The organism is Mediterraneibacter sp. NSJ-151 (assembly GCF_022487435.1).
GTDB classification, from domain to species: Bacteria; Bacillota; Clostridia; order Lachnospirales; family Lachnospiraceae; genus Schaedlerella; species Schaedlerella hominis.
Genome location: NZ_JAKVPP010000005.1, coordinates 137,768 through 162,306, shown reverse-complemented (window position 1 = coordinate 162,306; position 24,539 = coordinate 137,768). Strand labels below are relative to the sequence as shown.

The 24,539-nt window shown below is 38.9% G+C and carries 19 protein-coding genes and 2 pseudogenes; 18 read left to right on the top strand and 3 right to left on the bottom strand.

Annotated features, from left to right (window positions below; all coding sequences use genetic code 11):
• The first annotated feature begins 26 nt into the window (after nt 1-26).
• From LQE94_RS16525 to LQE94_RS06890, 3 genes and pseudogenes are all read left to right on the top strand, one after another.
• Nucleotides 27-368 (top strand): hypothetical protein, encoded by a 342-nt coding sequence (locus LQE94_RS16525; RefSeq protein WP_330638898.1) that lies wholly within the window; start codon nt 27-29, stop codon nt 366-368.
• Nucleotides 307-897 (top strand): annotated as a pseudogene (locus LQE94_RS06900) (amidohydrolase family protein); the annotation flags it as partial. The gene LQE94_RS16525 and the pseudogene LQE94_RS06900, both read left to right, overlap by 62 nt.
• A gap of 367 nt (nt 898-1,264) precedes the next feature.
• Nucleotides 1,265-1,630, top strand: coding sequence for a BRO family protein (locus LQE94_RS06890; protein WP_240577306.1), 366 nt, complete (start codon nt 1,265-1,267; stop codon nt 1,628-1,630).
• 257 nt (nt 1,631-1,887) lie between these two features.
• Here the strand turns inward: LQE94_RS06890 and LQE94_RS06885 are convergent, their stop codons facing one another.
• Complete coding sequence (locus tag LQE94_RS06885; protein WP_117990586.1) at nt 1,888-3,225, bottom strand: MFS transporter; 1,338 nt, start codon at nt 3,223-3,225, stop codon at nt 1,888-1,890.
• 91 nt (nt 3,226-3,316) lie between these two features.
• Nucleotides 3,317-5,329: a beta-galactosidase gene (locus LQE94_RS06880; RefSeq protein WP_118724464.1), complete on the bottom strand. Its 2,013-nt coding sequence runs from the start codon at nt 5,327-5,329 to the stop codon at nt 3,317-3,319.
• Between the two features lie 157 nt (nt 5,330-5,486).
• Between LQE94_RS06880 and LQE94_RS06875 the strand changes: the two genes are divergently transcribed.
• The 10 genes and pseudogenes from LQE94_RS06875 to LQE94_RS06825 all read left to right on the top strand — a co-directional run bounded on the left by LQE94_RS06875 (nt 5,487) and on the right by LQE94_RS06825 (nt 15,737).
• Nucleotides 5,487-6,692, top strand: a complete 1,206-nt coding sequence (locus tag LQE94_RS06875; protein ID WP_240577305.1) for an AraC family transcriptional regulator — start codon at nt 5,487-5,489, stop codon at nt 6,690-6,692.
• A 388-nt stretch (nt 6,693-7,080) separates the two neighbouring features.
• Nucleotides 7,081-8,076: an ROK family protein gene (locus tag LQE94_RS06870; protein ID WP_240577304.1), complete on the top strand. Its 996-nt coding sequence runs from the start codon at nt 7,081-7,083 to the stop codon at nt 8,074-8,076.
• 362 nt (nt 8,077-8,438) lie between these two features.
• Nucleotides 8,439-9,467 (top strand): zinc-dependent alcohol dehydrogenase, encoded by a 1,029-nt coding sequence (locus tag LQE94_RS06865; protein ID WP_118724468.1) that lies wholly within the window; start codon nt 8,439-8,441, stop codon nt 9,465-9,467.
• Between the two features lie 9 nt (nt 9,468-9,476).
• The gene (locus LQE94_RS06860; RefSeq protein WP_118724469.1) at nt 9,477-10,841 is read left to right on the top strand and encodes an MFS transporter; all 1,365 of its coding nucleotides are present in this window, start codon (nt 9,477-9,479) and stop codon (nt 10,839-10,841) included.
• On the top strand, nt 10,825-11,787 hold the full coding sequence (locus LQE94_RS06855; protein ID WP_240577303.1) for a carbohydrate kinase family protein: 963 nt from the start codon (nt 10,825-10,827) through the stop codon (nt 11,785-11,787). Before LQE94_RS06860 ends, LQE94_RS06855 begins: the two co-directional genes overlap by 17 nt.
• Before the next feature lie 78 nt (nt 11,788-11,865).
• Nucleotides 11,866-12,018: a hypothetical protein gene (locus tag LQE94_RS06850; protein ID WP_240577302.1), complete on the top strand. Its 153-nt coding sequence runs from the start codon at nt 11,866-11,868 to the stop codon at nt 12,016-12,018.
• Nucleotides 12,019-12,457: 439 nt separating this feature from the next.
• Nucleotides 12,458-12,736: a helix-turn-helix domain-containing protein gene (locus LQE94_RS06840; protein ID WP_118737862.1), complete on the top strand. Its 279-nt coding sequence runs from the start codon at nt 12,458-12,460 to the stop codon at nt 12,734-12,736.
• Nucleotides 12,737-12,750: 14 nt separating this feature from the next.
• Nucleotides 12,751-13,429, top strand: a pseudogene (locus tag LQE94_RS16425) (ORF6N domain-containing protein); the annotation flags it as partial.
• Nucleotides 13,430-13,527: 98 nt separating this feature from the next.
• Entirely contained in the window at nt 13,528-14,850 is a 1,323-nt protein-coding gene (locus LQE94_RS06830) for an MATE family efflux transporter (protein WP_118724473.1), read from the top strand.
• An 8-nt stretch (nt 14,851-14,858) separates the two neighbouring features.
• Complete coding sequence (locus tag LQE94_RS06825; RefSeq protein WP_118737861.1) at nt 14,859-15,737, top strand: AraC family transcriptional regulator; 879 nt, start codon at nt 14,859-14,861, stop codon at nt 15,735-15,737.
• Nucleotides 15,738-15,827: 90 nt separating this feature from the next.
• Here the strand turns inward: LQE94_RS06825 and LQE94_RS06820 are convergent, their stop codons facing one another.
• Nucleotides 15,828-16,835 (bottom strand): LacI family DNA-binding transcriptional regulator, encoded by a 1,008-nt coding sequence (locus LQE94_RS06820; protein WP_240577301.1) that lies wholly within the window; start codon nt 16,833-16,835, stop codon nt 15,828-15,830.
• Between the two features lie 273 nt (nt 16,836-17,108).
• On the opposite strand from LQE94_RS06820, the gene LQE94_RS06815 reads away from it, so the two are divergent.
• The 5 genes from LQE94_RS06815 to LQE94_RS06795 are packed head-to-tail and all read left to right on the top strand — an operon-like array spanning nt 17,109 to nt 24,536.
• The gene (locus tag LQE94_RS06815; RefSeq protein WP_442920072.1) at nt 17,109-18,350 is read left to right on the top strand and encodes an extracellular solute-binding protein; all 1,242 of its coding nucleotides are present in this window, start codon (nt 17,109-17,111) and stop codon (nt 18,348-18,350) included.
• A 12-nt stretch (nt 18,351-18,362) separates the two neighbouring features.
• Entirely contained in the window at nt 18,363-19,742 is a 1,380-nt protein-coding gene (locus LQE94_RS06810; protein ID WP_240577299.1) for a carbohydrate ABC transporter permease, read from the top strand.
• Between the two features lie 2 nt (nt 19,743-19,744).
• Entirely contained in the window at nt 19,745-20,617 is an 873-nt protein-coding gene (locus LQE94_RS06805; RefSeq protein ID WP_118224767.1) for a sugar ABC transporter permease, read from the top strand.
• 8 nt (nt 20,618-20,625) lie between these two features.
• Nucleotides 20,626-22,563 carry a type I pullulanase gene (gene pulA / locus LQE94_RS06800; protein ID WP_240577298.1) on the top strand — a complete coding sequence of 646 codons (1,938 nt, stop codon included), beginning with the start codon at nt 20,626-20,628 and terminating at the stop codon, nt 22,561-22,563.
• Between the two features lie 20 nt (nt 22,564-22,583).
• Nucleotides 22,584-24,536 carry an amylo-alpha-1,6-glucosidase gene (locus tag LQE94_RS06795; RefSeq protein ID WP_240577297.1) on the top strand — a complete coding sequence of 651 codons (1,953 nt, stop codon included), beginning with the start codon at nt 22,584-22,586 and terminating at the stop codon, nt 24,534-24,536.
• Nucleotides 24,537-24,539 lie beyond the last annotated feature (3 nt).

Genomic DNA, 24,539 nt, shown 5'->3' with positions numbered 1-24,539 from the left:
TTTTATTGTAGGAGGTTTAGTAGATAATGAATGAAAAAACAGATCCTAGAGCTTTAAGGGGGCAGATTGTATATTCTGAATCCTCTAACAAATTAAAGATTTGCGAAAATGGATATCTTGTATATAAAGCAAATAAAATTGAGGGAGTGTATTCGATACTTCCGGAAGAATACGAAGGAATACTGGTAGAGGATTATGGAGACAGAATCATCGTTCCTGGATTTGTAGATTTGCATGTACATGCACCACAATATGCTTTTCGTGGATTAGGTATGAACATGAAACGATTACCGGCGAAGAATTTATGGAGAGATTGCATGGGTACAGGAATTATGTCCAAAATCAGAATTCTATGGAGATGCATATGATCAGTTTGGGCTGTTTGGAAGAGACAGCAAGACGGTTATGGCTCATTGTGTACATTCAGATGAAAATGAGATCAGGAGGATGAAGGAAAATGGTGTGTTTATCGCACATTGTCCGGAATCTAATACGAATTTATCATCAGGAGTTGCACCTATCAGACAATATTTGGAAGAAGGAATGCATGTAGGATTAGGAAGTGATGTAGCTGCCGGATCTACGGAAAATATGTTTGTAGCTATGAGGTATGCAGTTCAGGCGTCAAAGTTGCGTTGGAGATTGAAAGACGAAAAATTGACCCAATTAACTATGCCTGAAGTATTTTATATGGCTACAAAAGGAGGCGGAGAATTTTTTGGTAAAGTAGGAAGCTTCGAAGCAGGGTATGAAATGGATGCAGTAGTGCTCGATGATAAACGATTGATTCATCCACAGGAGATGAATGTGGAACAGCGTTTAGAACGAATGATTTATTTGGCGGATGAACGAGAAGTTTATGCTAAATATGTAGCAGGAGAAAAAGTAGCTGATTAAAAAAGAGATTCTTTATAATTAACTAAAGATTGAGGGTCGGCGATAAGATTTCTCGCAAGAGGCAGACCCCCCCAATCTGCCTCTTGCGAGAGAATACCTTTTTCACCTCTTGGATTAGTATTTAATTAATGCAAATCCAAGAGGTTTATTTATGCAATTTTTACAAAGAAGTACTTGACAAGACCTCTTAAAAGTGAGATGAGTTGATATGGCAAATGATATGGTACAAAATCGCAACAGGCGTTGAAATTACAACAGGAACAGAACAAGCAGGAACGCAAAGAAATTATTGCATCGTATGAACGGTGATATATTTTTAGTCAATTTTAGATAATTTGAAGAACGGAATATAAAGGACTTTTGGAATATGGATAAGAAAACAATATATGCAATGAAAAATGCTTTTGATGAAATTGTAAAGATAATACAAGAAGAAGCTGTTGAATTTTGGTATGCAAGGGATTGGATGGCTCTTCTTGGATATGATCGCTGGGAAAATTTTCATAAGGCAATTGAAAGAGCGATAGATTCTTGTAAGGCTTCTGAAATAGAGCCAGCGGACCATTTTCGCAGCGTCACGAAAATGATTCAAATAGGTAGTGGGGCAGAAAGAGCGGTAAAGGATTACATGCTTACCAGATATGCATGTTATCTTATTGCTCAAAATGGCTATCCTAGAAAAGAAGAGATTGCGTTTGCTCAGAGCTATTTTGCTGTTCAGACAAGAAATTAGAGCGTAGGGTAAAGTCACAGGAAAAGAAGCTTGTTCAAGAATCTGGGGAATTGCCACAAACAAAGTGATTATTTGAGAAAACAGTGCTGTTACATATATACGAGAGTATCTACTGCCATGCAGGTGGACGCGAACATGAAGCAATCCTTAGTGTAGAAGACTGGAAAACTGCATAGAAAAAGTTGACCACATTGGTGCCTGACACCAATGTGGTCAAAGGGAGCATATCATTCTTTCCGCAATGTTAAAAAAATATGTTATTCTTTTGATTTACGGCGTTCCAGAAGATCTTTTTCAATCGTTGGATAGATTTTATCAATGTTTCCGTTTAAGATAGCGATGATTCCAACCAGTGTTACTGCGAGTGGAATATATGTATAAAGTGCTTTAATAGATTCAAGGGCACTTGCACTTTGTACAGTGGCACCACCAACATAATTACCGAGTGCCAGTCCCCATCCTACAACCGCTGAACCAATACCTGTTCCGATTTTCGTGCCGAAGCTTGTAGCGCTGAAAGTTAAACCTTCATTTCGAATACCATTTTTCCATTCGCCGTAGTCCGCAACATCAGCAACCATTGCATATATACCCGCAGAGTTGGGAACATGACCTATTCCTCTGACTGCAAGTCCAAGAAGTACCATTGGAAAACTTGTAGGAGCGAGCAAAATGATAAGATAGCCTGCGGCTTCAAGAATGTACCCAACTAACATACATTTCCATTTTCCAAATTTTCCGGCAAGTCCAGGGAAGGCAAAAAGCCCAATCATGATCGGTATGTAGTTTGCAAATGTCATGGTTCCGTACAGAGCGGAATTTCCCAGAAAATCTCTTGCAAAATATATGCCAACGCCTCCAGTCAAGCCCATATTAATAAAGTTTACCACAAAAAGAATTGTTATTACGATAAAATACTTGTTTTTGAGAAGGAGTATGAATGATTTCGCAATGCTGATATTGTCATCCGTATTCTTTTTGTTCTCAATATTTCTTTCCTTTGTTCCAAAAAATGTGATAAGAAGGCATATCATTCCCGCAATGCCGAATATAACAGACATTCCGGTCCATCCAAAATCTTCTACTAAAGGCATGGTAGTGTATGAAATAAGGATCATGACAGCATAAACAAGGATATAACGGATTGACGTCATACTTGTGCGGTCATCCTGCCTTCCTGTAATCAGCGCGGTTAATGTTGAATAAGCCAGATTACATGCAGTAAAGATAATTACTGCAAGCAGGATGTAAGTGACCACAGCGTAGGCGATTTTCCCATTTTCGGAAAGCCAGTTGGGAACTGAAAAAGTCAGGATAAGTCCAATACCCATGAGCGGTGCTGTAATGAGAACCCATGGCCGGGCCTTTCCCCATCGTGTATGTGTATGGTCAATGATAACACCCATACCCAGATCAGATACGCCATCAAGAATTCTTGTAATCAGCATGATTGTACCTACTACAGCGGCGCTGATTCCTACGCTGTCGGTATAATACAGAGTTAGAAATGATCCTACTACGGTCCATATAAAATTGCAGCCTACATCACCGAGTGCGAATGCGATTTTTTCCTTAAGTGAAACTTTATGATTCATTAAATTATCCTCCTTGTATTTTATATATTTCGGTATAGCATGTTTCTCAGAGGTTCATTACCGATTTGAGCCTTATGAGTGTATTTCGGGACTATTGTTCCGGAAGTGTCTTTTCTTCCAGGATCAAGACATCCCAGTCTTTCAGCCTGATTGCATCTCCCTTTTGGTAAGTGATTTCGCTTATAAGATCTGCAGCGGATTCATATGGGCATGTAAATTCCCGTTCCTCACTACTGTAATGGAGAATGAAATGAAGCTGAGTATTATCTGCGGATATTGCATTTTTGATTGTCACTGGCCATGTAAGCTCCGATACAGGGATGGAAGCATCTGCAAAGGCCTTTTTATAAATATCCTTGAGAACGCTTTTATCCGTGTAGCAGCCTATATAATATGCTACCCCGTTTCCGTAGTTATGGCGTGTTATTCCGGAATAGTTTCCCCAGTATTTGTGTTCATACTCCGCGAGACTTTCTGCTTTATCTGGTATCAGCAATTCAGCCAGATACTTTACCGGATGTCCAAGAATTCTGATTGTTCCCGGATATGTATATTGATTGCAGTTAATACCAAAACATTCCTGAAGGTGATGAGGTTGGGTATCAGAAAAGACTTTGACATATTCATCTGTTATAAATGATTTAAACGAACTTATGAGGACACCGCCGTCTTTTACAAAGTCATTCAAAATCTTCAATTTTTCTTCTGTGATACAGTACAGTGCCGGTGTAATGATAACTTTATATTTGGAGATATCAAGTGCATTGATATCGACCACATCACACTCTATGTTCATTTCATAAAGGCTGTCATACATCCAGCGAACCACATCGTTATAGGTGAGATCTTTATCAATGGGAAACCATTCAAATGCGGTCATAGAATGATTATCTACTATGAGAGCAACTTTGTTTGATTTTTTCAGTCCACACAGCTTTCTGCTGAGTTTTTTCCATGACTTCCCAATCTCACATGCTTCATAGTAAGGGGGATTAGGCTTGAGGTCATGGCTTAGAAGTCCTTTCCAGTATGTCTCGTATCCGCAATGGATAGAATGCCAGTTCCAATACAGGATTCCAAGTGCTCCGGATGCCAGATGGCTGAAGGCATGAAGCTTAAGCTGATCAGGATATGGAGTCCAATATTTAAACGCCTGTGCCTGGCACTCCATCACAAGATAGTTGTTGTCCTTCAGGCTTCTTGTAACGTCTCCTCCAAATGATATTTCAGCACCGGTCAGCTGGTCCTGCGTCGGATGATAGATATCCGATGCTGCAAGTGTGAGGGACTGTGAGGCCTCGTAAAAATTAATACTTCGTTGTACTCCGTATGAGTATCCGTCATGGGCTATAGGGGCTCCGAATTTTTTCCATGAAAAACCCAAGTTATTTGTAATAAACTGATCGGAACGTTTATAATCACTGATAATATCAGCCTGCCATTTCAGAAAATCCGCTGCCATAGAGCGTTGGAATTTTTCAAATTCTGACATTAATCCACCGTTGATACATCCTTTCAAATCCGGAAGATCATCCCAACTGGAGATAGAATTGCTCCAGTAAGCGAGACCGAACGTATCATTAAAGCGGTCTGTAGTAATGAATTTTTGTTTCAGATAATCGAGAAACAGCTTTTGGATTTCTTTGCCCATATTACCGTGGTGTTTTGCCTCATTATCAATCTGGTAACCTATTACATTTTTTTTATCTGCTGTATGTGCCGCTAGTTTACGGAGCATTTTCTCAGCATGATTGCGATAGGTGTGATTTAGCAGATTGATCAGCTGTCGGTATCCATAGCGCGCTCTTCCATCTTTTGTATCTACGAGAATGTCCGGATCTTTTTTAACAAGCCATGGCGGTACGGCATAGGTGGGGGTTCCGATAATGACCATCATTCCGGCTGCCTCTGTTTTCTCAATAACACGGTCGATATAGGAGAAATTGAAAATCCCTTCCTCCGGCTCAAGGGTGCTCCATGTGGATTCGGCAATACGAACTACATTCATTCCCGCCGACATCATCATGTCGATATCTTCGTCCATTCTTTCACCAGGAAGATATTCTGGATAATAAGCTGCGCCGAACAGCAGTGTTTTGTCCATTTGCTTTACCTCCTTCAAGTTTTTATGATAAAGATGATACATGGAAAATATACAATTTTATATTAAAAATTTTGGGGTTTTATCACAAATTTGTGAAAAATATGATAATATTATAAAAAATAAATAAAATAAACACCAAAAAAAGGAGATAAAACAGTTGAATGATCGTTATCTTTTACACTATGTAAGCAAACAGCTGAGAACCATCATACGTCAGTATACTTTAGAAGGAGAGATTACAGAAAAATTTACATATTGTGATCAGATGAAGGACGAATTCGGGGAGATGGAAATTTATAATTTATTTATTTCTGAAAAAAAGCGTCCGGTATCTCCGGTACTTTTGTCAAGCGGATATAAATTGACCTATGCGTTTATACCGACAAAAAGTTATGACTGTATTGTTGGTCCTGTCAGAATTTATCAGCAGAATCTGAATATTAAAACTGCCGAAAGGGAGGAGGATACAGGGAAGACAGATGCGTCCCTGCCGGTAGATCAAAGTTTCTTAGAGGACCAGATTCTGCTTATTTATAACCTCTATCGCGATCATCCTATTGACTGCGAAATTTTGTATATTGGGGAACGGCAAAATGTTGCATCGGACAATAAGGTGAAGCGGTATTTTTTAGATCTGATGTTTCAAAACCGTGAAAATGAGAAAAGACATAATCCTTATGATCAGGAAATGAGAGTGGTTCGCAGCATTGAACATGGTGATATCGAAAGATTGAAGCGGAGTATTACGGAGGACTATAAAGGAGAGATCGGAACTCTTGCAAAAGACCCCATGCGTCAGGTGAAAAATCTGGCTCTTGTAATACTTACGCTTGCCAGTCGCGCCGCAATCAGAGGAGGAGTTGTGTCGGAGACGGCATATTCTCTGTTTGACTCTTACAGTATCCAGATTGAGGAAAGCCAAAAAAGGGAGGAGGTAATCCAGCTTTTTCGAGCGGCGGAATTCGAATATGCCTATATGGTGAGGGAACTCAAGAGGAAAAAAGAACGCATGCAATATCCTGGCAGAAATCCGCATATCATTAAATGCAAAGCTTATGTCTCGGCGCATCTTAATGAAAAAATAAGTATTGGCAGCATCGCAGATGCTCTCCAATTAAATGCCAGTTATCTGTCAGGGCTTTTTAAAAAATGTGAAAATATGTCTCTTACAGAATATATCCGTGGCGAAAAAATACGGCAGGCAGAAAGTTTTTTGATGTATTCTGAGTATTCTTACAGTGAGATTGCCGCTTATCTGGGATTTTCGTCTCAGAGTCATCTTGGGAGATATTTTAAGAAGGAAGTCAATATGACAATGAAACAGTTTCGGGCGGCTTATGGAGTAAAAAAGACAATAGACTGATACAGATTGCCGGGAGAAGGAAATCTGTACCGGTCTATTTTAGAAAAATTTCAGAATTCCTTCAGCCCCGATTTCATCGGCATTTGTAAAAATTTATTGGTGCCTGGCACCAATGATACAGAACAGGGTGTATATCTAAAGTGTGGAAAGCTCCTTCGGGAATTTTTTGCTGTTTATAAGATAAATTCTGTCGGAGATTTATTATAAAACATTACTTTACAAGAAGAATAAAAAAGCATATAATTCTTTTATAATATATTTAATAAAAGAGGGTAAGAAAACGGAAAATAAAGATAAAAAAAATATAACAAGAAAAAAAATAATTAATTATGTGCTAAACAATCATGTTACATCCAAGGCGGGAATTGCAAAAGAGTTAAACTTGAGTATGCCGACTGTATTAGCAAATGTGAATGACTTGTTAGAAAAAAGGGTGTTGGAAGAAACTGGGGAATATGCTTCAACCGGTGGAAGGAAGGCAAAAAGTATAGGGATTAATAAGTCATACTGTCATGCAATGGGAATTTTGATTACAGCGAATCATGTAGAAATGGTATTAGTAAATCTTGGAGATGAGATTATAAAAAAAGATCGCATCCGTTTAAAATTTACGGCAGAATTATCCTATTGTACAGAGGTGGCACAAAAGGTCAAAACTTTTCTTGAAGGCGAATTAGCGAAGGATACGCTACTTGGGATTGGAGTGGCAATTCCAGGAATTATTGATCAGAAAGAACGGATCGTTTTAAAATCCCATGCTTTAGGTATAGAGAATTATAGTCTGCGCTTTTTAGAGCAGGCGCTGGAAATTCCAGTATATTTTGAAAACGATGCTAATGCTGCAATGCTTGCAGAAAAAAAGCAAAAGTATCCAAATGCGATATATCTGTCTTTGAACCATACCTTAGGAGGTGCATTCTGCATAGATGGAAAGCTGTTTCGAGGGCAGAACCAGAAAGCAGGGGAGTTTGGTCACATGATACTCGTTCCCGGTGGAAGAAAGTGTTATTGTGGTAAATCAGGATGTGCAGATGCATATTGTGCTGCAAGTGTACTGACACAAGATAACAGGCAGTCACTGGATGCATTTATGGAAAAAGTTGAAAGTGGTGATGAAAAAATTTTGCAGACATGGAATGAGTATCTGGATCATCTTGCTGTTTTGATATCAAATCTGCGGATGGCATATGATATGGATATCATACTAGGCGGTGATGTGGGAGGTGTATTGTCAGATTATATGATACCACTGGGAGAAAAAGTGATGGCATATAATGGCTTTGAGCATGATGTTTCATACTTGAAAAATTGTTCGTATAAGAAAGAAGCGTCGGCTGTTGGAGCTGCGAAATACTTTTTTACAAAACATATAGTAGAATTGTAGTAACTGTTCACAGGTAGGAATTTTCTGAACTGAAAATTCCGTACGGTACAGCTCCCACTGACAGGTTGCAAAGCGAATGCGGACGTTCGACTTGATATGTGTGAAAAACGAGAAGTTGTGTAAAATTAAAAAAAGATATTATAGTAAAAAACGGAAAGAAAACAGTAACTAAGGTTTTCTTTCCGCTTTTTTTGCGTGTTAATTGTGAAAAATATACAAAAAATGTGTTTTGAAATTATGAAATATATAAAAATATGAAAAAACATATTGACAAATTGTGTTTATGTGGCAATAATATAATTACTTTGATAAAACATTTTATAAAACATAAAACAAAACAATGTGAAAAGGAGGAAACAATTATGTTACAGCAGGTAATGACAAATCCAGGAGAAATTATTTTCAGAGAGGTTCCGGTTCCGGAGGTAAAGGAAAATCAGGTGTTGGTAAAGATTATGAATATTGGTATTTGTGGATCAGATATTCATGTTTATCATGGAAAACATCCGTTTACAAAATATCCGGTAACACAGGGACATGAGGTTTCCGGTGAGATTACAGAACTTGGAAAAAATGTCACAGAGTTTCATGTGGGACAGAAGGTGACGATAGAGCCTCAGGTATATTGTGGACATTGCTATCCATGTCGTCATGGAAAGTATAATCTCTGTGAGGAATTAAAAGTAATGGGATTTCAGACGACAGGAACAGCATCTGAGTATTTTGCAGTGGATGCATCTAAAGTAACACCTATTCCAGAAGATATGTCCTATGAAGAAGGCGCTATGATCGAACCTCTTGCTGTGGCAGTTCATGGTGTAAAACAGATAGGCGATGTGGCTGGCATGAATATTGCAGTCCTTGGAGCAGGACCGATTGGAAATCTCGTGGCACAGGCAGCAAAAGGAATGGGGGCAGCGAAAGTACTGATCACAGATATCAGTGATCTTAGACTGGCAAAAGCAAAAGAATGTGGAATTGATGTGTGTGTGAATACCCAAAATAAAGACTTTGGTGAGGCAATGATCGAAGCATTTGGACCGGACAAGGCGGATGTGATCTACGACTGTGCTGGAAACAATATCACAATGGGACAGGCAATTAAATATGCAAGAAAAGGAAGTACGATCGTATTGGTGGCTGTTTTTGCAGGAATGGCAGAAGTAGATCTTGCAGTGGCAAATGACCACGAACTTGACATTAAGAGCACGATGATGTACCGCCATGATGATTATATAGATGGAATCAGACTGGTAAATGAGGGCAAAGTTCATTTGAAACCGCTCATCTCAAAGACATTTGCTTTTAAAGATTATCTGAAGGCATACCAGTATATTGATGATAACCGCGAGACAACGATGAAAGTAATTATCAACGTCAGTGAAAAATAAGGAGTGTATATGGGAAGCGAAAACAAAAATGGAAAAGTACCGCTGATCAGTAAGATTGCATATGGGTTTGGTGATGTTGGATGTAATTTCAGCTGGATGTTCGTCAGTAATTTTCTGATGATATTTTATACAGACGTATTCGGAATCAGTATGGCGGCTGTGTCAGCACTTATGCTTTTTTCAAGATTCTGGGATGCAATCAATGATCCAATCGTCGGGGGACTTACAGATAAAACAAAATCGAGATGGGGACGGTACCGTCCATGGCTGTTAGTAGCGGCACCAATCACAGCGATTCTTCTTGTTATGACATTCTGGGCAAGACCCGACTGGCCGCAAAATGGAAAGATCATTTATATGGTAATTACATATTGTCTGTTGGTTTTAGGGTATACCTGTGTGAATATTCCATATGGAACCTTGTGTGGTGCTATGACACAGGATATTGATGAACGTGCAAAAATAAATACATCCCGTTCGGTTGCAGCGATGATTGCAATTGGTGTGTTAAATATTATCACAGTTCCACTGCTCAGTAAATTCGGCAGTCATAGTGCAAAGACAGGATATCTGACGGTTGCGGTCATATATGGATGTATTTTTACAGCCTGTCATTTCTTCTGCTTTGCGAAGACGAAAGAGGCAGTGATTACTCCGGAAAAAGAAAAAATTTCTGTAAAGATACAGTTGAAAGCAGTCATGCAGAACAGACCATATCTTCTTGCATTGGCAGGACAGATATTATTTGGATTTACATTGTATGGTAGAAACGCAGATATTCTGTATTATTTTACATATGTGGAAGGAAATGCCTCCTACTACACAACTTATTCGATGTGCATCATTATTCCTTCTATCATCGGGGCAGCCTGTTTTCAACCATTATTCCGCAAGTTGAATAACAAAGGAAGAACAGCATCTCTCTTTGCTTTATTTACAGGAATTTCCATGTTGTCTATGTTTTTCTTCAATGCCAAAGAATCACCGGCTATTTTTTATGCATTATCTGGTCTCACACAGTTTTTTTTCTCTGGATTTAATACCGCAATCTATGCAATTATTCCAGACTGTGTGGAATATGGGGAGTGGAAAACCGGACTTAGAAATGATGGTTTTCAGTATGCATTTATTTCACTTGGAAATAAAATCGGAATGGCAGTTGGAACAGCACTTTTAGCAGGATTACTTGGAAAATATGGTTATATTGCAAATCAGACACAAAATGCAATTGTACTTTCAATTATGAAACATGCATTTACGACGATTCCAGGTGCACTGTGGATTGTGACTGCGGTTGTATTATTTTTCTACCGGTTAAATAAAAAACGTTATAACGAGATTGTGGAGGAACTGAAAAATGGAAGAAAAAGTTGATATCGTGGCATTGGGAGAATTGCTGATTGATTTTACAGAAGCAGGACACAGTCAGGATGGGAGAAAATTGTTCGAACAGAATCCCGGCGGTGCTCCGGCAAATCTTCTAACCGTTGCAAGTCACTTTGGGTATCGCACATCTTTTATTGGAAAAGTTGGAAACGATATGCATGGTAAATTTTTAAAGAAGACATTGCAAAAGGAAGGAATCAATACAGATGCTATTGTTGAAGACCCGGGGTGTTTTACAACGTTGGCATTTGTGGAAATCGGTGAAAATGGAGAACGAAATTTTTCTTTTGCAAGAAAACCGGGTGCAGATACACAGTTAAAAAAAGAAGAACTGGATCAGACATTAATTTCAGGTTGTAGAATTTTTCATTTTGGACCATTATCGCTGACAGATGAACCGGCAGAAAGTACAACGATTGAAGCGGTAAAAATGGCAAAAGCAGCGGGTGCACTTATTTCCTATGATCCGAATTATCGCCCGTCTCTTTGGAAGAGCAAAGAGGATGCAGTGAAAAAAATGAAATCTGTCATAGAATTGGTAGATGTCATGAAGGTATCGGATGAAGAGAGTACTCTGTTGACAGAGGCGAAAAGTTATGAGCAGGCTGCAGATCAACTTCTTGCCATGGGACCAAAGCTGGTTGCCATTACATTGGGAGAACAGGGCGTTCTTATGGCAACAAAAAGCAGAAAAGAAATCATCAAAGCATTTCAGATACATGCGGTCGACACAACTGGGGCAGGTGATTCATTTTGGGGAGGCGTATTATGCAGTATTCTTTCTATGAATAAGAATGTTGAAAAAATGGAATGGGAAGAAATCAAAAAGTGTGCTGTTTTGGGAAATGCAGTTGCTGGATTGTGTGTGCAAAAGAGAGGTGGAATCCCTGCGATTCCGACGAAAGAGGCAGTGTTTGAATTTATGCAGAAATAATGAATGTATATGAACAAACTCGGGGCTGTAAAAATCCCTCTATTTTTAACAAGGATATAAGCAGGAAAACTTTCAAGATTGGGTTGTTTGGAAGAGACAGCAAGACGGTTATGGCTCATTGCGTACACTCCGACGAAAAAGAAATTAAAAGAACGAATGATTTATTTGGCGGATGAACGAGAAGTTTATGCTAAATATGTAGCTGGAGAAAAAGGTATTTCAATATATTGAAGAACAGGATGAAAAGAAATAACTTCATAATAATATCGAACTTAAGCAATGGCTGTTGGTGCGAAAGCATCAGCAGCTATTTTTTTACTTAAGGGAGTTGATACTTTGAGTAAATATTATTCTATACATGATCATTTCAGATTCAGAACTCAGAAAAGAATTTACAAAGCTTAGATATTCTGAAGAATATGCAAGATTGCTGAATATTTCAAATAATGTAACCAAACAGGCAATCAAAGATGCCTGTACTGCGTATAAGAATTTTTTCGAGTGTTTGCAAAGATTTCCAAGATTCAAGTCCAGAAAGAGATCAAAGCCAAAAATGAATTGGGTAAGACTTGTAAAAAATAATACAACATGACATAATCGGATTGACTAAAGAAACACCGATATTTATAATATAGACAAAATGAGAATGACATGGATGGAGGACAGGGTAATGGAGAAATCTGTAACACTTGAAGAGGCATTAAAAAGAATTGAGGAGTTGGAAAAAGAGAATGTAGAACTTCGGGAGGAATTGGAGTATTACAGAAATCGTAAATTAAGCGGTCGTCAGAAACATAACGCCAAGTGGAGGGCAATTTATAATGATTTTGTTGTTGGGTATGAGAGCGGTATGACGATGATAGAAATTGCGAAGAGGAACAATGTCAGTGAGAGGACGATTTATAGGTATAAAGCATATTATGACAAAATGAAGAAAAAAGAGGAATAGGCCAGTTTGCTGAATATGGATATGAACTTAAGGCTTTTAATCAGCAGGTAAAAAGAAATATAGAAAGATTTCAGAATGATATGATGTTTCAATTATCTGATAATGAAGTTAAATATTTGCGGTCACAATTTGTGACCGCAAATATAAGCAGCAAATCCCGCAGCAATCCTTACGTTTTTACGGAACAAGGTGTATACATGTTAATGACGGTACTAAAAGGAGAACTTGCAGCAAGACAAAGCATTGCATTGGTGAGAACCTTCAAAAGAATGAAAGATTACATTTTAGAAAATCGTGATTTAATAGGTCAGCGGGAAATACTTCAGTTAAGCATGGAAACTGCTAACAACAGAATAGAAATTAACAAAATTAACTCAGATATGATATCTATTGAAAAGCAGATTTCAGATGTTCAGAAGGCTTGAAGGATGTTGTGACAAAATCTGAGTTGGCTGATATGATGAACAGCTTTGTTTCAGACGATGATGATAAGTGGCTCATGTTTAATGCAAAATTCAGTAGTGCAGATGAGGTATATTCCATGATCGTTTTATCGTGTTGGATTATGGAACTGCTGATGAAAGGGTTTTCTTATGTGGTGCTTCATCAAAGGATGCAGGCGCTAGAATAACCAGTATTGTTGAAGATTATGGAATATCTAAATATGTCCCAGTGCTCTTTAAGATAAAGTAGAAATAGTGCAATTTTCACATGATATTATACAAGAATTACATAGAAATATATCGTATTATTGATATGGTATTCTTGAATTGTATGTGAGGAGAAAAACTATGGCAGCGGAAAGAAAAACATTAACACAGCTATCTGTGCCAATATGCTTAGAAACTTTATTTTATATGCTTTCAGGTATGGTTGATACGCTTATGCTATCATCTGTAAGTGATCAGGCTGTAGGAGCAGTGGGAACAGCAAATACATATATAGGTGTTTTTATTATTATGTTTGGAGTAATATCATCGGGTATGATAGCCGTTATGTCACAAAATATCGGAGCCGGAAGACCGGGGATAGCATATCAGGCAAGACAACTTGGACTTATATTCAACGCATTGATAGGTATCGTAATGTCTGTCGTTCTTGCTACTTTTTCTGGTGGGATACTTAGAATCGTAAGTATTGCTCCGGCTTTGCTTGAGCCGGCTGAAATATATCTTAGAATTGTTGGCGGCGCATGTTTTTTAAATGCACTGATTCCTATTTTCTCCAGTTATTTGAGAGTGTTTGGATATACAAAACATTCTTTGATAGGAACTGTTGTTGGAAATGTTCTCAATATAATACTTAATTCAGTATTTTTATTTGCATTCAACTGGGGTGTGATGGGAGTTGCTGTTGCCACGGTTATTTCGAGAGTTGTAAATCTTATTATTGTAGCCGGCATGGGGGCTGTACTTATAAAAGCAAAGCAGAGTCCTGAGCGAATTACATCAAGAAAGATATTTGCGCAGATTGTTAAGATTGGTTTTCCTTCTGCGCTTGAAACAGCACTTTACAACATCGCAATGACATTTATAGTGCGTTTTATGAATCAGATGGATGTGGATGGAATGAATGTTACAGCTCGTTCATATGCTGTACAGATTGCAAATTTCTCATATTGTGTGGGAGCTGCCCTTGCTCAGGCAAATGCAATTATGACCGGTTGGAGAATTGGAGCAAAAGAGTTTGAGGAATGTAACAGGGGGACGAGAAAAGCTGCGATATATGGTATCATCACAGCGACATGCTTTTCCGTGACCTTTGCATTTGCCGGACATTTTATCGTGCATATATTCACTGATGATTCACAGATGATAAATCTTGTGGTAAAGTTGTTAATAGTAGATATATTTCTTGAACTTGGAAGGGTAACAAACCTTGTATATGGGCAGGCGTTAAAAACGAGCGGAGACGCACTTTTTCCGGTTATATTAGGTGCGATATTTATGTATTTGTTTGCAGTTGGCGGAACCTATTTTCTCGGAATACACATGGGACTTCTGGCTGTAGGAGCATATATTGCTATGGCAGGTGACGAATGTGCGAGAGCTGTGGGAATGGTACTTAGATGGAAGAGTGGAAAATGGAAAAGTAAAGGTCTTGTAGAAGTATAGGAGAGATTATGTACTTTGAATTAAAAGAAAATAAACCACACGGTACAAAGGATGATCCGTTTAGTACATATCATATAAAAAATGGGGGACGATCATTTCAGATACCGGTACATTGGCATGATGAACTAGAAATTATATATGTAAAAAGTGGTTTTTTGACTGTAAGTATATCAGGAGAAAATTATATTGGAACTCCCGGGGATGCTTTTGTAGTGTCGCCGGGTAATCTGCATTTCATGGGTTCACAGACTGGTACAGTAGATTATTTTACTTTCCTTTTTCCGGTAGAATACATATCTTTTTGCATAAATGATATGTTAGATGATAAATTACTGAAGCCGCTAAAAAATGGTCATCTGATGATAGGACCAAGAGTAAAAGATACAGCAAAAGAACTGTGTGAGCAGTTGGTTGAGACACATATGGCAAAAAATAAGAAAATTGAGTCCGAAATAACTGCTCAGATAAAGACAAAAAGAATTCTTTTACAATTTATTCTTGAAATGTGGGAGAAGGGCTTTGTGATCGAAAATGATAAAAGTGGGAGAAATACTGTAGAAAAAGAAATGATTTCATATATACAGCAGAATTTTAAAGAAAAGATATCGTTGAAAGAATTTGGTGAGCTGTTTCATCTTTCAGAAAAATATATATCGCGATATTTTAAGGAACATTTTCATATTACACTCTCGCAATATATAACACATTTACGATTAGAATATGCAAAACAGCTGTTACAAGATACGGATACTCCTGTTACAGAGATTGCAATGCAGAGTGGATATCAGAATGTAAGCTATTTTATCAGAATCTTCAAAAAAACATACGGAGTTTCTCCGTTAAAATATAAAAAAATAAGCCAAGTACATGGATGGAATAGGATTTGAAAAAATATAAAAGATGCTATCCAAAAGGGTTAGGGAACAAGCAAAAGAGAGTTTCCTAGCCCTTTTTGTATAAAAATAACCAGATAAATATTATGATGTCACAGGTACTTCCCCTGTAGATTTCCGTTCAATTAGCTGCGCATGCAATAAAAATGTGCTGATTGAAATGTTGTTAAGTAGACTTGATAGTGCAAAAAAACCGCTTTTTCCAAGTTCAAGCCGATCTTGTCTGATTGTAGTCAATGGAGGAGATGTATATGCTGCAATCGGAATATCATCAAATCCAATAATACTGATATCCTCAGGCACCTTGTATCCTAGTTGTTGACACTGGATAAGGGCTGCATTGGCAAGAGTGTCCTGGCTACAGATGATAGCAGTCATTCCTTTTTCCAGAAACCGTGGCAGGTGCTTTTCCATACATTCAGACAAATAATAAGAGCAGCCGGTAGAATCAGAAGAAGTCTTCAGTCCATGCTGGTGCATGGCACGGAGAAAGGCTGCATGTCGTATCTGAAGAATCTGAGAGCCAAGAGAACCGCTGAGATAGGCAATCTTACGATGACCAAGTCCGGCAAGATAAGAGACAGCAAGTTCCATTCCCTCATCATTATCAATACCTACATAAGCAGTAGAGGGATTCCCGATAATATAGTTATCGAAAAGCACGGCAGGAGTGTGGCTGGTTTTAAAATCCTGAATCCAAGGGTCATTCAAGGAAAAGCCGATTACAAAAGCTCCTACGTAATTATGCTCCAACATAAAAACATCATAATGTTGGTTCCGTTGCATCTGAACGTCCACAGGTACGATTTCAATATCAAAACCGGCTGGTTCAGCCATTTGGCGAAAACCAAGCAGAATGTCATAGGCAAAATGATGTGGCTCTTCGTATTGTATATTCTCTTTTTCTGTTATAATACAGATTTTTTTTACGGGTTTCTTATAACGACGTAGTTTAGTATAACCGAGGGCTACAGCAGTTTCTAAAACCTGTTTCCGTAAAGTTTCGCTGATATCAGGTGCATCATTGAGTGCTTTGGATACAGTACTCTTGGAAATGTTCATCTTATCAGCAATATCTTGGATTGTAGTCATAATATGTGATCCTTTCATGAAGTAGGAAAATAAATCTTATTTTATTATATACAATGATATGGTAAAAAGCAATGAACTATAAGAAAAATAAAAGTTTAGACAAGTTTCGAAAACGGGAAAATAAAAAATAATGCACAAAAAACAAGGTGAAAAAATGTAAGAAATGACAAAAAATAAGTAGTGGATTGAAAAAAGATTGACGAAAAATTGAAAAAGACGTATATTGAGTTCAACGAAACAATACGAAACAAAGAAGCGAAAGGGAGAAAGATGATGAAAAGAAGACTGGCAACATTTCTAACAGGAATCATGACTGTAGCTCTGGTGGCAGCAGGACTAACCGGATGTGGGAGCAGTACGGCGGATAAAGGGTCAGAAAAAGTCAGACTGATGGTATGGTCTCCATCGGAAGATCAGTCAAAAGACAGTGGTGAATGGCTTCAGACAATGTGTAACAATTTTGCAAAAGAGCATCCGGAGTGGGATATTACATTTGTCTATGGAGTAGCTGACGAAGCGACTGCCGCAGATCAGGTGGCACAGGATCCGGAAGCAAGCGCAGATGTATTTATGTATGCAAATGATAGGATCACATCGCTTACAGATGCGGATGCAGTAGCAAAATTTGGTGGGAAATATAAGGAAGAGATTGAATCAACCAACTCGAAGGAACTTCTAGATTCGTTGAAGGTTGACGGAGAACTTTACGGGGTTCCGTTTACAACCAATACCTGGTATATGTTTTATGATAAGTCAGTGTTTTCAGAAGAAGATGTGAAAAATCTGGATACGATGCTGCAAAAAGGAACAGTATCCTTCCCATTTACTAATTCATGGTATCTTCCGGCGTTCTATCTGGGAAATGGATGCACCTTGTTTGGAGATGGAACAGACGAGTCAAAAGGAGTTGATTTTGCAGGAGAAAAGGCAGTGGATGCAACCAATTATGCAATTGATCTGGCAGCAAATCCAAATTTTAAAATTGACGCAGATGGATCAGGACTTGCAGGACTTCGTGATGGCAGTGTAAAGGCAATGTTTACCGGATCGTGGGATGCAAATGCAATAAAAGAAGCACTTGGAGATAATATGGGAGTGTCATCGCTTCCGACCTATACAATTAACGGACAAGAGAAGCAGATGCTTGCATATGCCGGTTCAAAGGCAATCGGAGTTAATGCACATAGTGAATATATGGAACAGGCAGTTGCACTTGCTGTTTATCTGGGAGGAAGTGATGCACAGAGAGCACACTACGAGATGAGAACCGTGATTCCATGTAATACAGAACTTTTGAAAGAAAAGGATATTGCATCCGATCCTCTTGTTCAGGCACAGAATGATACCTTTAACAATACATCCATACTTCAGCCATTCGTGGCATCCATGAGTAACTGTTGGACACCGGTTGAGAATATGGGAAAAGGAATTCGTAACAAGAGTGTGACACATGAAAATGCTAAAGAACAGACGGAAGAAATGAACGAAGCAATGAACAGCAATGGAATCAATTAAGAGGTAAGCGGAATGAGTATATTTAAGAAAAAAATCAATGAATTTCCAACGCCATATACCTGCAAAAATGCAGTGAAAAAAGGTGGATTAGAGACTAAGCTTTCCATGGTCCTGATGGGATTTGGAAACATCGTACACGGTCAGATTATCAAAGGTCTTTTGTATCTGGCAATTGAAATTGCCTACATCGTCTTTATGGCGGTAAATGGAATCGGATTTATAGGCGGTCTTCGGACACTTGGAACCGTGCAGCAGCAAGAGGTGTGGGATGAAGCAAAGCAAATTTATCTTTACACAAAAGGAGATCAGTCCGTTCTGATTCTACTTTATGGGGTGACGACAATCCTGCTGACGATTCTTATGATTTTGGTATGGAGAGGAACCCTGAAAAGTGCATATAAAGCAGAGTGTCTTCAGAAAGCAGGAATGCATGTGAATACATTTGCAGAAGATTTGAAGTCTCTTCTGCATGAGAATCTGTACCGTTTATTTATGACACCACCGACAACATTCATCTTTGTATTTACTGTACTTCCGTTGGTATTCATGATTTGTATGGCATTTACTAATTACAGCCGTATCGGAAACCATCTGATGCTGTTTGACTGGGTAGGACTTGATAACTTCAAGACATTATTTGATTCAGGAAGTATTCTTGGAAGTACTTTCTGGTCGGTTCTTGGATGGACAATTATCTGGGCATTTTTTGCAACTTTCAGCAACTATATTTTCGGAATGATTCTGTCCCTGCTGATCAATAGAAAGGGAACAAGAGCAAAAGGATTCTGGAGATTCTGTTTTGTTCTTTCCTGTGCAGTACCGATGTTTGTATCCATTTTGATCATGCGTACTATGTTACAGCCGGAAGGGGCAATCAACGTACTCCTTAGAAATGTAGGACTGATTGCAAGTGATGCAAGCCTTCCATTTTTTACAGATGCGACATGGGCGAGAGTGACTGTTATCATCATCAATATCTGGGTAGGTGTGCCGTATACTCTGCTTCAGCTGACCGGAGTGCTTCAGAACATTCCAGAAGAACTTTATGAAGCTGCAAAAGTAGATGGTGCAAATGCATTTCAGACATTTACCAAGATTACACTGCCGTACATGCTGTATGTGACAACACCATATTTGATTGTAACCTTTACAGGAAATGTCAATAACTTCAATGTCATTTATCTTCTTTCAGGAGGGGATCCGGTAACAAACCTTTCTTCAACTGCAGGTAAGACAGACCTTCTTGTTACATGGCTCTATAAACTGACAATTGACAAACAGTACTATAACATTGGTGCGGTAATTGGAATCATGACCTTTATCATTCTGGCAATTGGTGCACTTTTCACATACCGTAACAGTAAATCCTATAAAGAAGAAGGAGGATTTTAATCATGGCAGGAAAGAAATTACAATCTGCAAAAAAGAAGAAAATGATCAACAATACGATCGTACATATTGTTCTTGCGGTGTTGGCAATTATCTGGCTTTTCCCAATTGCATGGGTAATCCTGACGAGCTTCCGTGCGGAAAAAGGCTCTTACGTATCAACCTTCTTCCCGAAAGCATTTACGCTTGACAATTATATAAAATTATTTACTGATACATCCATTTTAAATTTCCCACAGATGTTTATGAACACGCTGTTTATCGCAATCTGTTCCTGTATTTTATCAGCATTTTATGTGCTGGCAGTTTCCTACTGTTTGTCCAGACTGAAATTTAAAATGAGAAAACCATATATGAACATGGCAATGATTTTAGGTCTGTTCCCGGGATTTATGTCCATGATCGCTGTGTACTTTATTTTAAAGGCGATGGGGCTTACAGAAGGAAGTCTGATTAAGCTGGCTCTGATTTTGTGTTATTCTGGTGGCGCGGGACTGGGCTTCCAGATTGCAAAAGGATTCTTTGATACGATTCCGGTTGCGATTGATGAGGCTGCACTTTTGGATGGATGTACCAGATGGCAGATTTTCAGTAGAATTACACTGCCACTTAGTAAGCCGATCATTGTATATACAGTACTGACATCTTTTATGGCTCCGTGGCTCGATTTCATTTTTGCGAAGGTAATCTGCCGAGCAAATTCAGACCAGTATACGATAGCAATCGGACTTTGGAAAATGTTGGAAAAAGAATACATTGACAGCTGGTACACCAGTTTTGCGGCTGGGGCAGTTCTGATTTCAATCCCAATCGCAATTCTCTTCTTGTTCATGCAGAGATACTATGTAGATGGCGTATCAGGTGCAGTGAAAGGATAAGGAAGACGATGAAAGATAAAATAGAATTAAAAAAATATTACTCTACAAAAGAATTTCTTGAAAATTATATTTATGAGGGAAATAATCTTGGCGTAGAATGTACAGAAGAAGGAACGACATTCCGTCTGTGGTCACCACAGGCGGAATGCGTTAGTTTAAACCTGTATCAGACAGGGGATGGAGGAAATGCATACGAGCAGATTCTGATGAAAAAAGAAGAAAAAGGTGTGTGGAGTTGGGAGAGTAAAGAAGAACTTCACGGCGTTTATTATGATTATCTGATTACCCGCGATGACGAAGAAGTCCGATCAGCAGACCCATATGCAAAGGCATGCGGAGTTAATGGATTGCGCAGCATGGCAGTGAATCTGAAAAAGACCAATCCAAAAGGCTGGGAAAAAGATCAGGCACCAGAAGAAGGACCGGAGCGAATTGTCTATGAACTTCATGTAAAAGAATTTTCATGGGATAAAGCAGGTGGGTTTCCGGAGGAATATCGCGGAAAATATAAAGCATTTACATGCAGACATACGACTTTGAACGAGGACGGAATTCATCCGACCGGGTTGGATTATTTAAAGGAACTCGGGGTGACACACATCCAGATTATGCCGATGTACGATTATGGTTCTGTAAATGAAGCGGGGGAGGATACGGAATTCAATTGGGGATATGACCCGGTTAATTACAATGTGCCAGAGGGCTCCTATGCGACAGATGCCAGACATGGAGAGGTGAGAATCAGAGAAATGAAAGAGATGATTCAGGCAATTCATGAAGCTGGTTTTGGTGTGATTATGGATGTGGTTTACAATCATACTTATTCATTAGATTCCTGGTTTCAGAGAACTGTACCTTGGTATTTTTACCGGGTATTTCCAGATGGAACAGCATCTGACGGCTCTGCCTGTGGGAATGATGTGGCAAGTGAAAGAGAGATGTGTGCAAAATACATTCTGAAGTCGGTGCTTTACTGGACAGAGGAATATCATATTGACGGATTCCGCTTTGACCTGATGGGACTTCTGGATGTAGATCTGATGAATCGGATCCGAAGTGAACTGGATCAGCGATACGGAAAAGGAAAGAAGATTATTTACGGAGAACCTTGGGCAGCAGATCAGTCGGCAGTAGAAGGCGGCAGAAAACTGGCAGCAAAAGAAAATATCGGACTTTTGGATGAAAATATCGGGGCTTTTTGTGACAGCACCCGAGATGGAATCAAAGGTTCTGCACTACGTGCAAAGGAAGCAGGGTTTATAAACGGCGCAGAAGGAAAAGAAGATGAAATGCTTGCAAGTGTGACAGCGTGGTGTGCAAATCCTTATCAAGCAGAAGGTTTTGAAAATGTGAAAGCACCTTCGCAGATTGTTACCTATGTATCGGCACACGACAATCATACATTATGGGATAAATTAAAAGAGACAGTCGTAGAGGAAAATGAATGTATGAGGCTGAATAAAATGGCAGCGGCAGTTTATATGACTTGTCAGGGAACATTGTTTTTCTTATCAGGAGAAGAATTTGCCCGTACAAAAGATGGACAGGATAATACCTTTAAGGCACCGATCACTCTAAACCGTCTCGACTGGGAAAAGGCATGGGAAAACAAGGAACTGGTTCATTATTATCAGGGGCTGATCGCACTTCGCAAACAGCTTTCTGGGCTTTGTGACAAATCAAAAGACAGTTATAAACGAATTACGGATATGTGGAAAGAAAAAGACGTAGTAGGATATACTGTGCTCAATGATAAAAAAGCAAGATGGAGCCAGGTGAAAATAATTTATAATGCAAGAAAAAGTAGTTATAAAGCAAAATTTTTGAATGATGGCTGGGAAATTTTAAGCAATGCGGATGACAGCTGGTGCTGGGAAAAAGGAACTTGTGTAGACAGACAGATAGAAGCCGCACCGCAGAGCGTGTTGATACTTGGACGTAAATAATGATTAAGGAGGAGTGGTGCATGAAATGGATTTATGGAAGACAGGATTGGAAAACGTTGGAGAGAGGACTTGAAAATTGCTATTTACTAACCAATGGTCTGGGAGGTTTTTCTTCGCTTACGATGACAGGAGCTGTGGCAAGAAATGATCATTCAGTATTCATGGCATGTGCGAAAGCTCCAAATCACAGAGTAAATATGGTTCATCGTATAAAAGAGGAGTTGGATATCGGAGAATCAAAATATGTTTTTTCAACTCAGGAATTTGCGGATGGAACAAAAGAAGAAGGATATCGCTATCTTACGGAATTTTCTTTTGAAACTCTTCCTGTATGGAATTATCTGATAAGTGGAGTGGAAATGGAAAAAGAGATTGCGATGGCACAGGGCAGCAATCGGATTGCAGTGAATTATCATCTGAAAAACCGAGGTCAGAAAGAGGCCGTTCTCTGTGTAACTCCGTTTTTTCAATTTGAACCTAAAGGGGAAGATTTGAAAGAAGATAAGATATTTTCAAGACAAGAGCAAAAGATTACCGATGGAAAGTATGATCTTTTCTTTGAAACAAATGGGAAAGTAGAGGGCTTTCAGGAAAAGAAAGAAACGTATTTTTATCGCTATGATGAATGTGACGGAAGACGGGAAAATGGAACCGCAAGCGCAGTGTATCAGATTAAAAAACGGGTAAAGCCAGGAGAAGAGACAGATTTGACAGTAATTTATTCGCTGGAAAGTCAGATTGGTATGGATGCAAAAAAATTATTTGATATAATTAAGGAAGAACAGATCCATCATCAAGAGAAGCTTATAAAGACTTCAGGTTTAAAAAATAAGCTGGCACAGACACTGGTATGTAGTGCAGACAAGTTCCTTTCGAACAGAGAGTCTACGGATGGATTGACCATTCTTGCAGGTTTCCCTTTTTTTGAGGATTGGGGAAGAGATACAATGATTGCACTTCCGGGAATCTGCATCTCCACAGGAAGATTTGAAAGTGTAAAATCAATTTTGCGGACCTTTGCATTTTATGAAAAGGATGGATTGATGCCAAATCTGTTTCCAGAGGGGGAGAATGAGCCACTTTATAATACTGTAGATGCAGCACTATTATTTATCAACTGCGTGTGGTTATATTATGAAAAAACTCAGGACATCAAATTTGTAGAGGAAATGTATCCGGTAATGCAAAGGATTATTTCCGGTTATGAGAGAGGAACAAATTTCAATATCCATATGGAAGAAGACGGTCTTATCAGTGCCGGAGCGGGGCTGGATCAGGTGACATGGATGGATGTACGTGTGGGAGAAATCCTTCCGACACCAAGACATGGGAAACCGGTGGAGATCAATGCTTACTGGTATAATGCGCTTTGTATTATGCAAAAGTTTTCAGAAGTTTTGAAGAAAAATGAAGAGCAGAAATATGGAGAACTCGCACAGAAAGTGAAAGAATCTTTTGCACGAGAATTCTGGATGGAGGAAAAACACTGCCTGAAGGATGTAATCTCAGAAACAAAGGCAGATACACAAATTCGCTGTAATCAGATATGGGCAGTGTCTATGCCGTTTACTATGCTGGACGTAGAGAAAGAAAGACAGATTGTAGATACAGTGTTTGAAAGGTTGTATACGCCTTATGGACTTCGGACATTAGATCCAAAAGACGAGGAGTTTCATGCAAGCTATGGTGGAGAGATGATAAAAAGAGATCTTGCTTATCATCAGGGAACCGTCTGGACTTTTCCGATGGGTGGATATTATTTCGCCTATCTAAAAGTAAATAAAGATTCAAGAGAAGCAAAAGAGATTGTGGCAAAGCAGTTGGAAGTGTTGGAAAGTGCAATGCGTGAAGGATGTATTGGCCAGCTTCCGGAAATTTATGATGGAGAGATTCCGGTTTCTTCAAAAGGATGTTTTGCACAGGCGTGGAGTGTAGGGGAAATCCTGCGCGTTTATGAAAAATTGGAGGAATAATAA

What these genes read in the sequence shown, in the direction of transcription:
- LQE94_RS06820 (WP_240577301.1), bottom strand. Translation starts at nt 16,835, where the DNA reads ATGACTACAATCCAAGATATTGCTGATAAGATGAACATTTCCAAGAGT.
- LQE94_RS06830 (WP_118724473.1), top strand. Translation starts at nt 13,528, where the DNA reads ATGGCAGCGGAAAGAAAAACATTAACACAGCTATCTGTGCCAATATGC.
- LQE94_RS06810 (WP_240577299.1), top strand. Translation starts at nt 18,363, where the DNA reads ATGAGTATATTTAAGAAAAAAATCAATGAATTTCCAACGCCATATACC.
- LQE94_RS06825 (WP_118737861.1), top strand. Translation starts at nt 14,859, where the DNA reads ATGTACTTTGAATTAAAAGAAAATAAACCACACGGTACAAAGGATGAT.
- LQE94_RS06805 (WP_118224767.1), top strand. Translation starts at nt 19,745, where the DNA reads ATGGCAGGAAAGAAATTACAATCTGCAAAAAAGAAGAAAATGATCAAC.
- LQE94_RS06840 (WP_118737862.1), top strand. Translation starts at nt 12,458, where the DNA reads ATGGAGAAATCTGTAACACTTGAAGAGGCATTAAAAAGAATTGAGGAG.
- LQE94_RS06870 (WP_240577304.1), top strand. Translation starts at nt 7,081, where the DNA reads ATGCCGACTGTATTAGCAAATGTGAATGACTTGTTAGAAAAAAGGGTG.
- LQE94_RS06795 (WP_240577297.1), top strand. Translation starts at nt 22,584, where the DNA reads ATGAAATGGATTTATGGAAGACAGGATTGGAAAACGTTGGAGAGAGGA.
- LQE94_RS06885 (WP_117990586.1), bottom strand. Translation starts at nt 3,225, where the DNA reads ATGAATCATAAAGTTTCACTTAAGGAAAAAATCGCATTCGCACTCGGT.
- LQE94_RS06855 (WP_240577303.1), top strand. Translation starts at nt 10,825, where the DNA reads ATGGAAGAAAAAGTTGATATCGTGGCATTGGGAGAATTGCTGATTGAT.
- LQE94_RS16525 (WP_330638898.1), top strand. Translation starts at nt 27, where the DNA reads ATGAATGAAAAAACAGATCCTAGAGCTTTAAGGGGGCAGATTGTATAT.
- LQE94_RS06815 (WP_442920072.1), top strand. Translation starts at nt 17,109, where the DNA reads ATGAAAAGAAGACTGGCAACATTTCTAACAGGAATCATGACTGTAGCT.
- LQE94_RS06880 (WP_118724464.1), bottom strand. Translation starts at nt 5,329, where the DNA reads ATGGACAAAACACTGCTGTTCGGCGCAGCTTATTATCCAGAATATCTT.
- pulA (WP_240577298.1), top strand. Translation starts at nt 20,626, where the DNA reads ATGAAAGATAAAATAGAATTAAAAAAATATTACTCTACAAAAGAATTT.
- LQE94_RS06890 (WP_240577306.1), top strand. Translation starts at nt 1,265, where the DNA reads ATGGATAAGAAAACAATATATGCAATGAAAAATGCTTTTGATGAAATT.
- LQE94_RS06860 (WP_118724469.1), top strand. Translation starts at nt 9,477, where the DNA reads ATGGGAAGCGAAAACAAAAATGGAAAAGTACCGCTGATCAGTAAGATT.
- LQE94_RS06865 (WP_118724468.1), top strand. Translation starts at nt 8,439, where the DNA reads ATGTTACAGCAGGTAATGACAAATCCAGGAGAAATTATTTTCAGAGAG.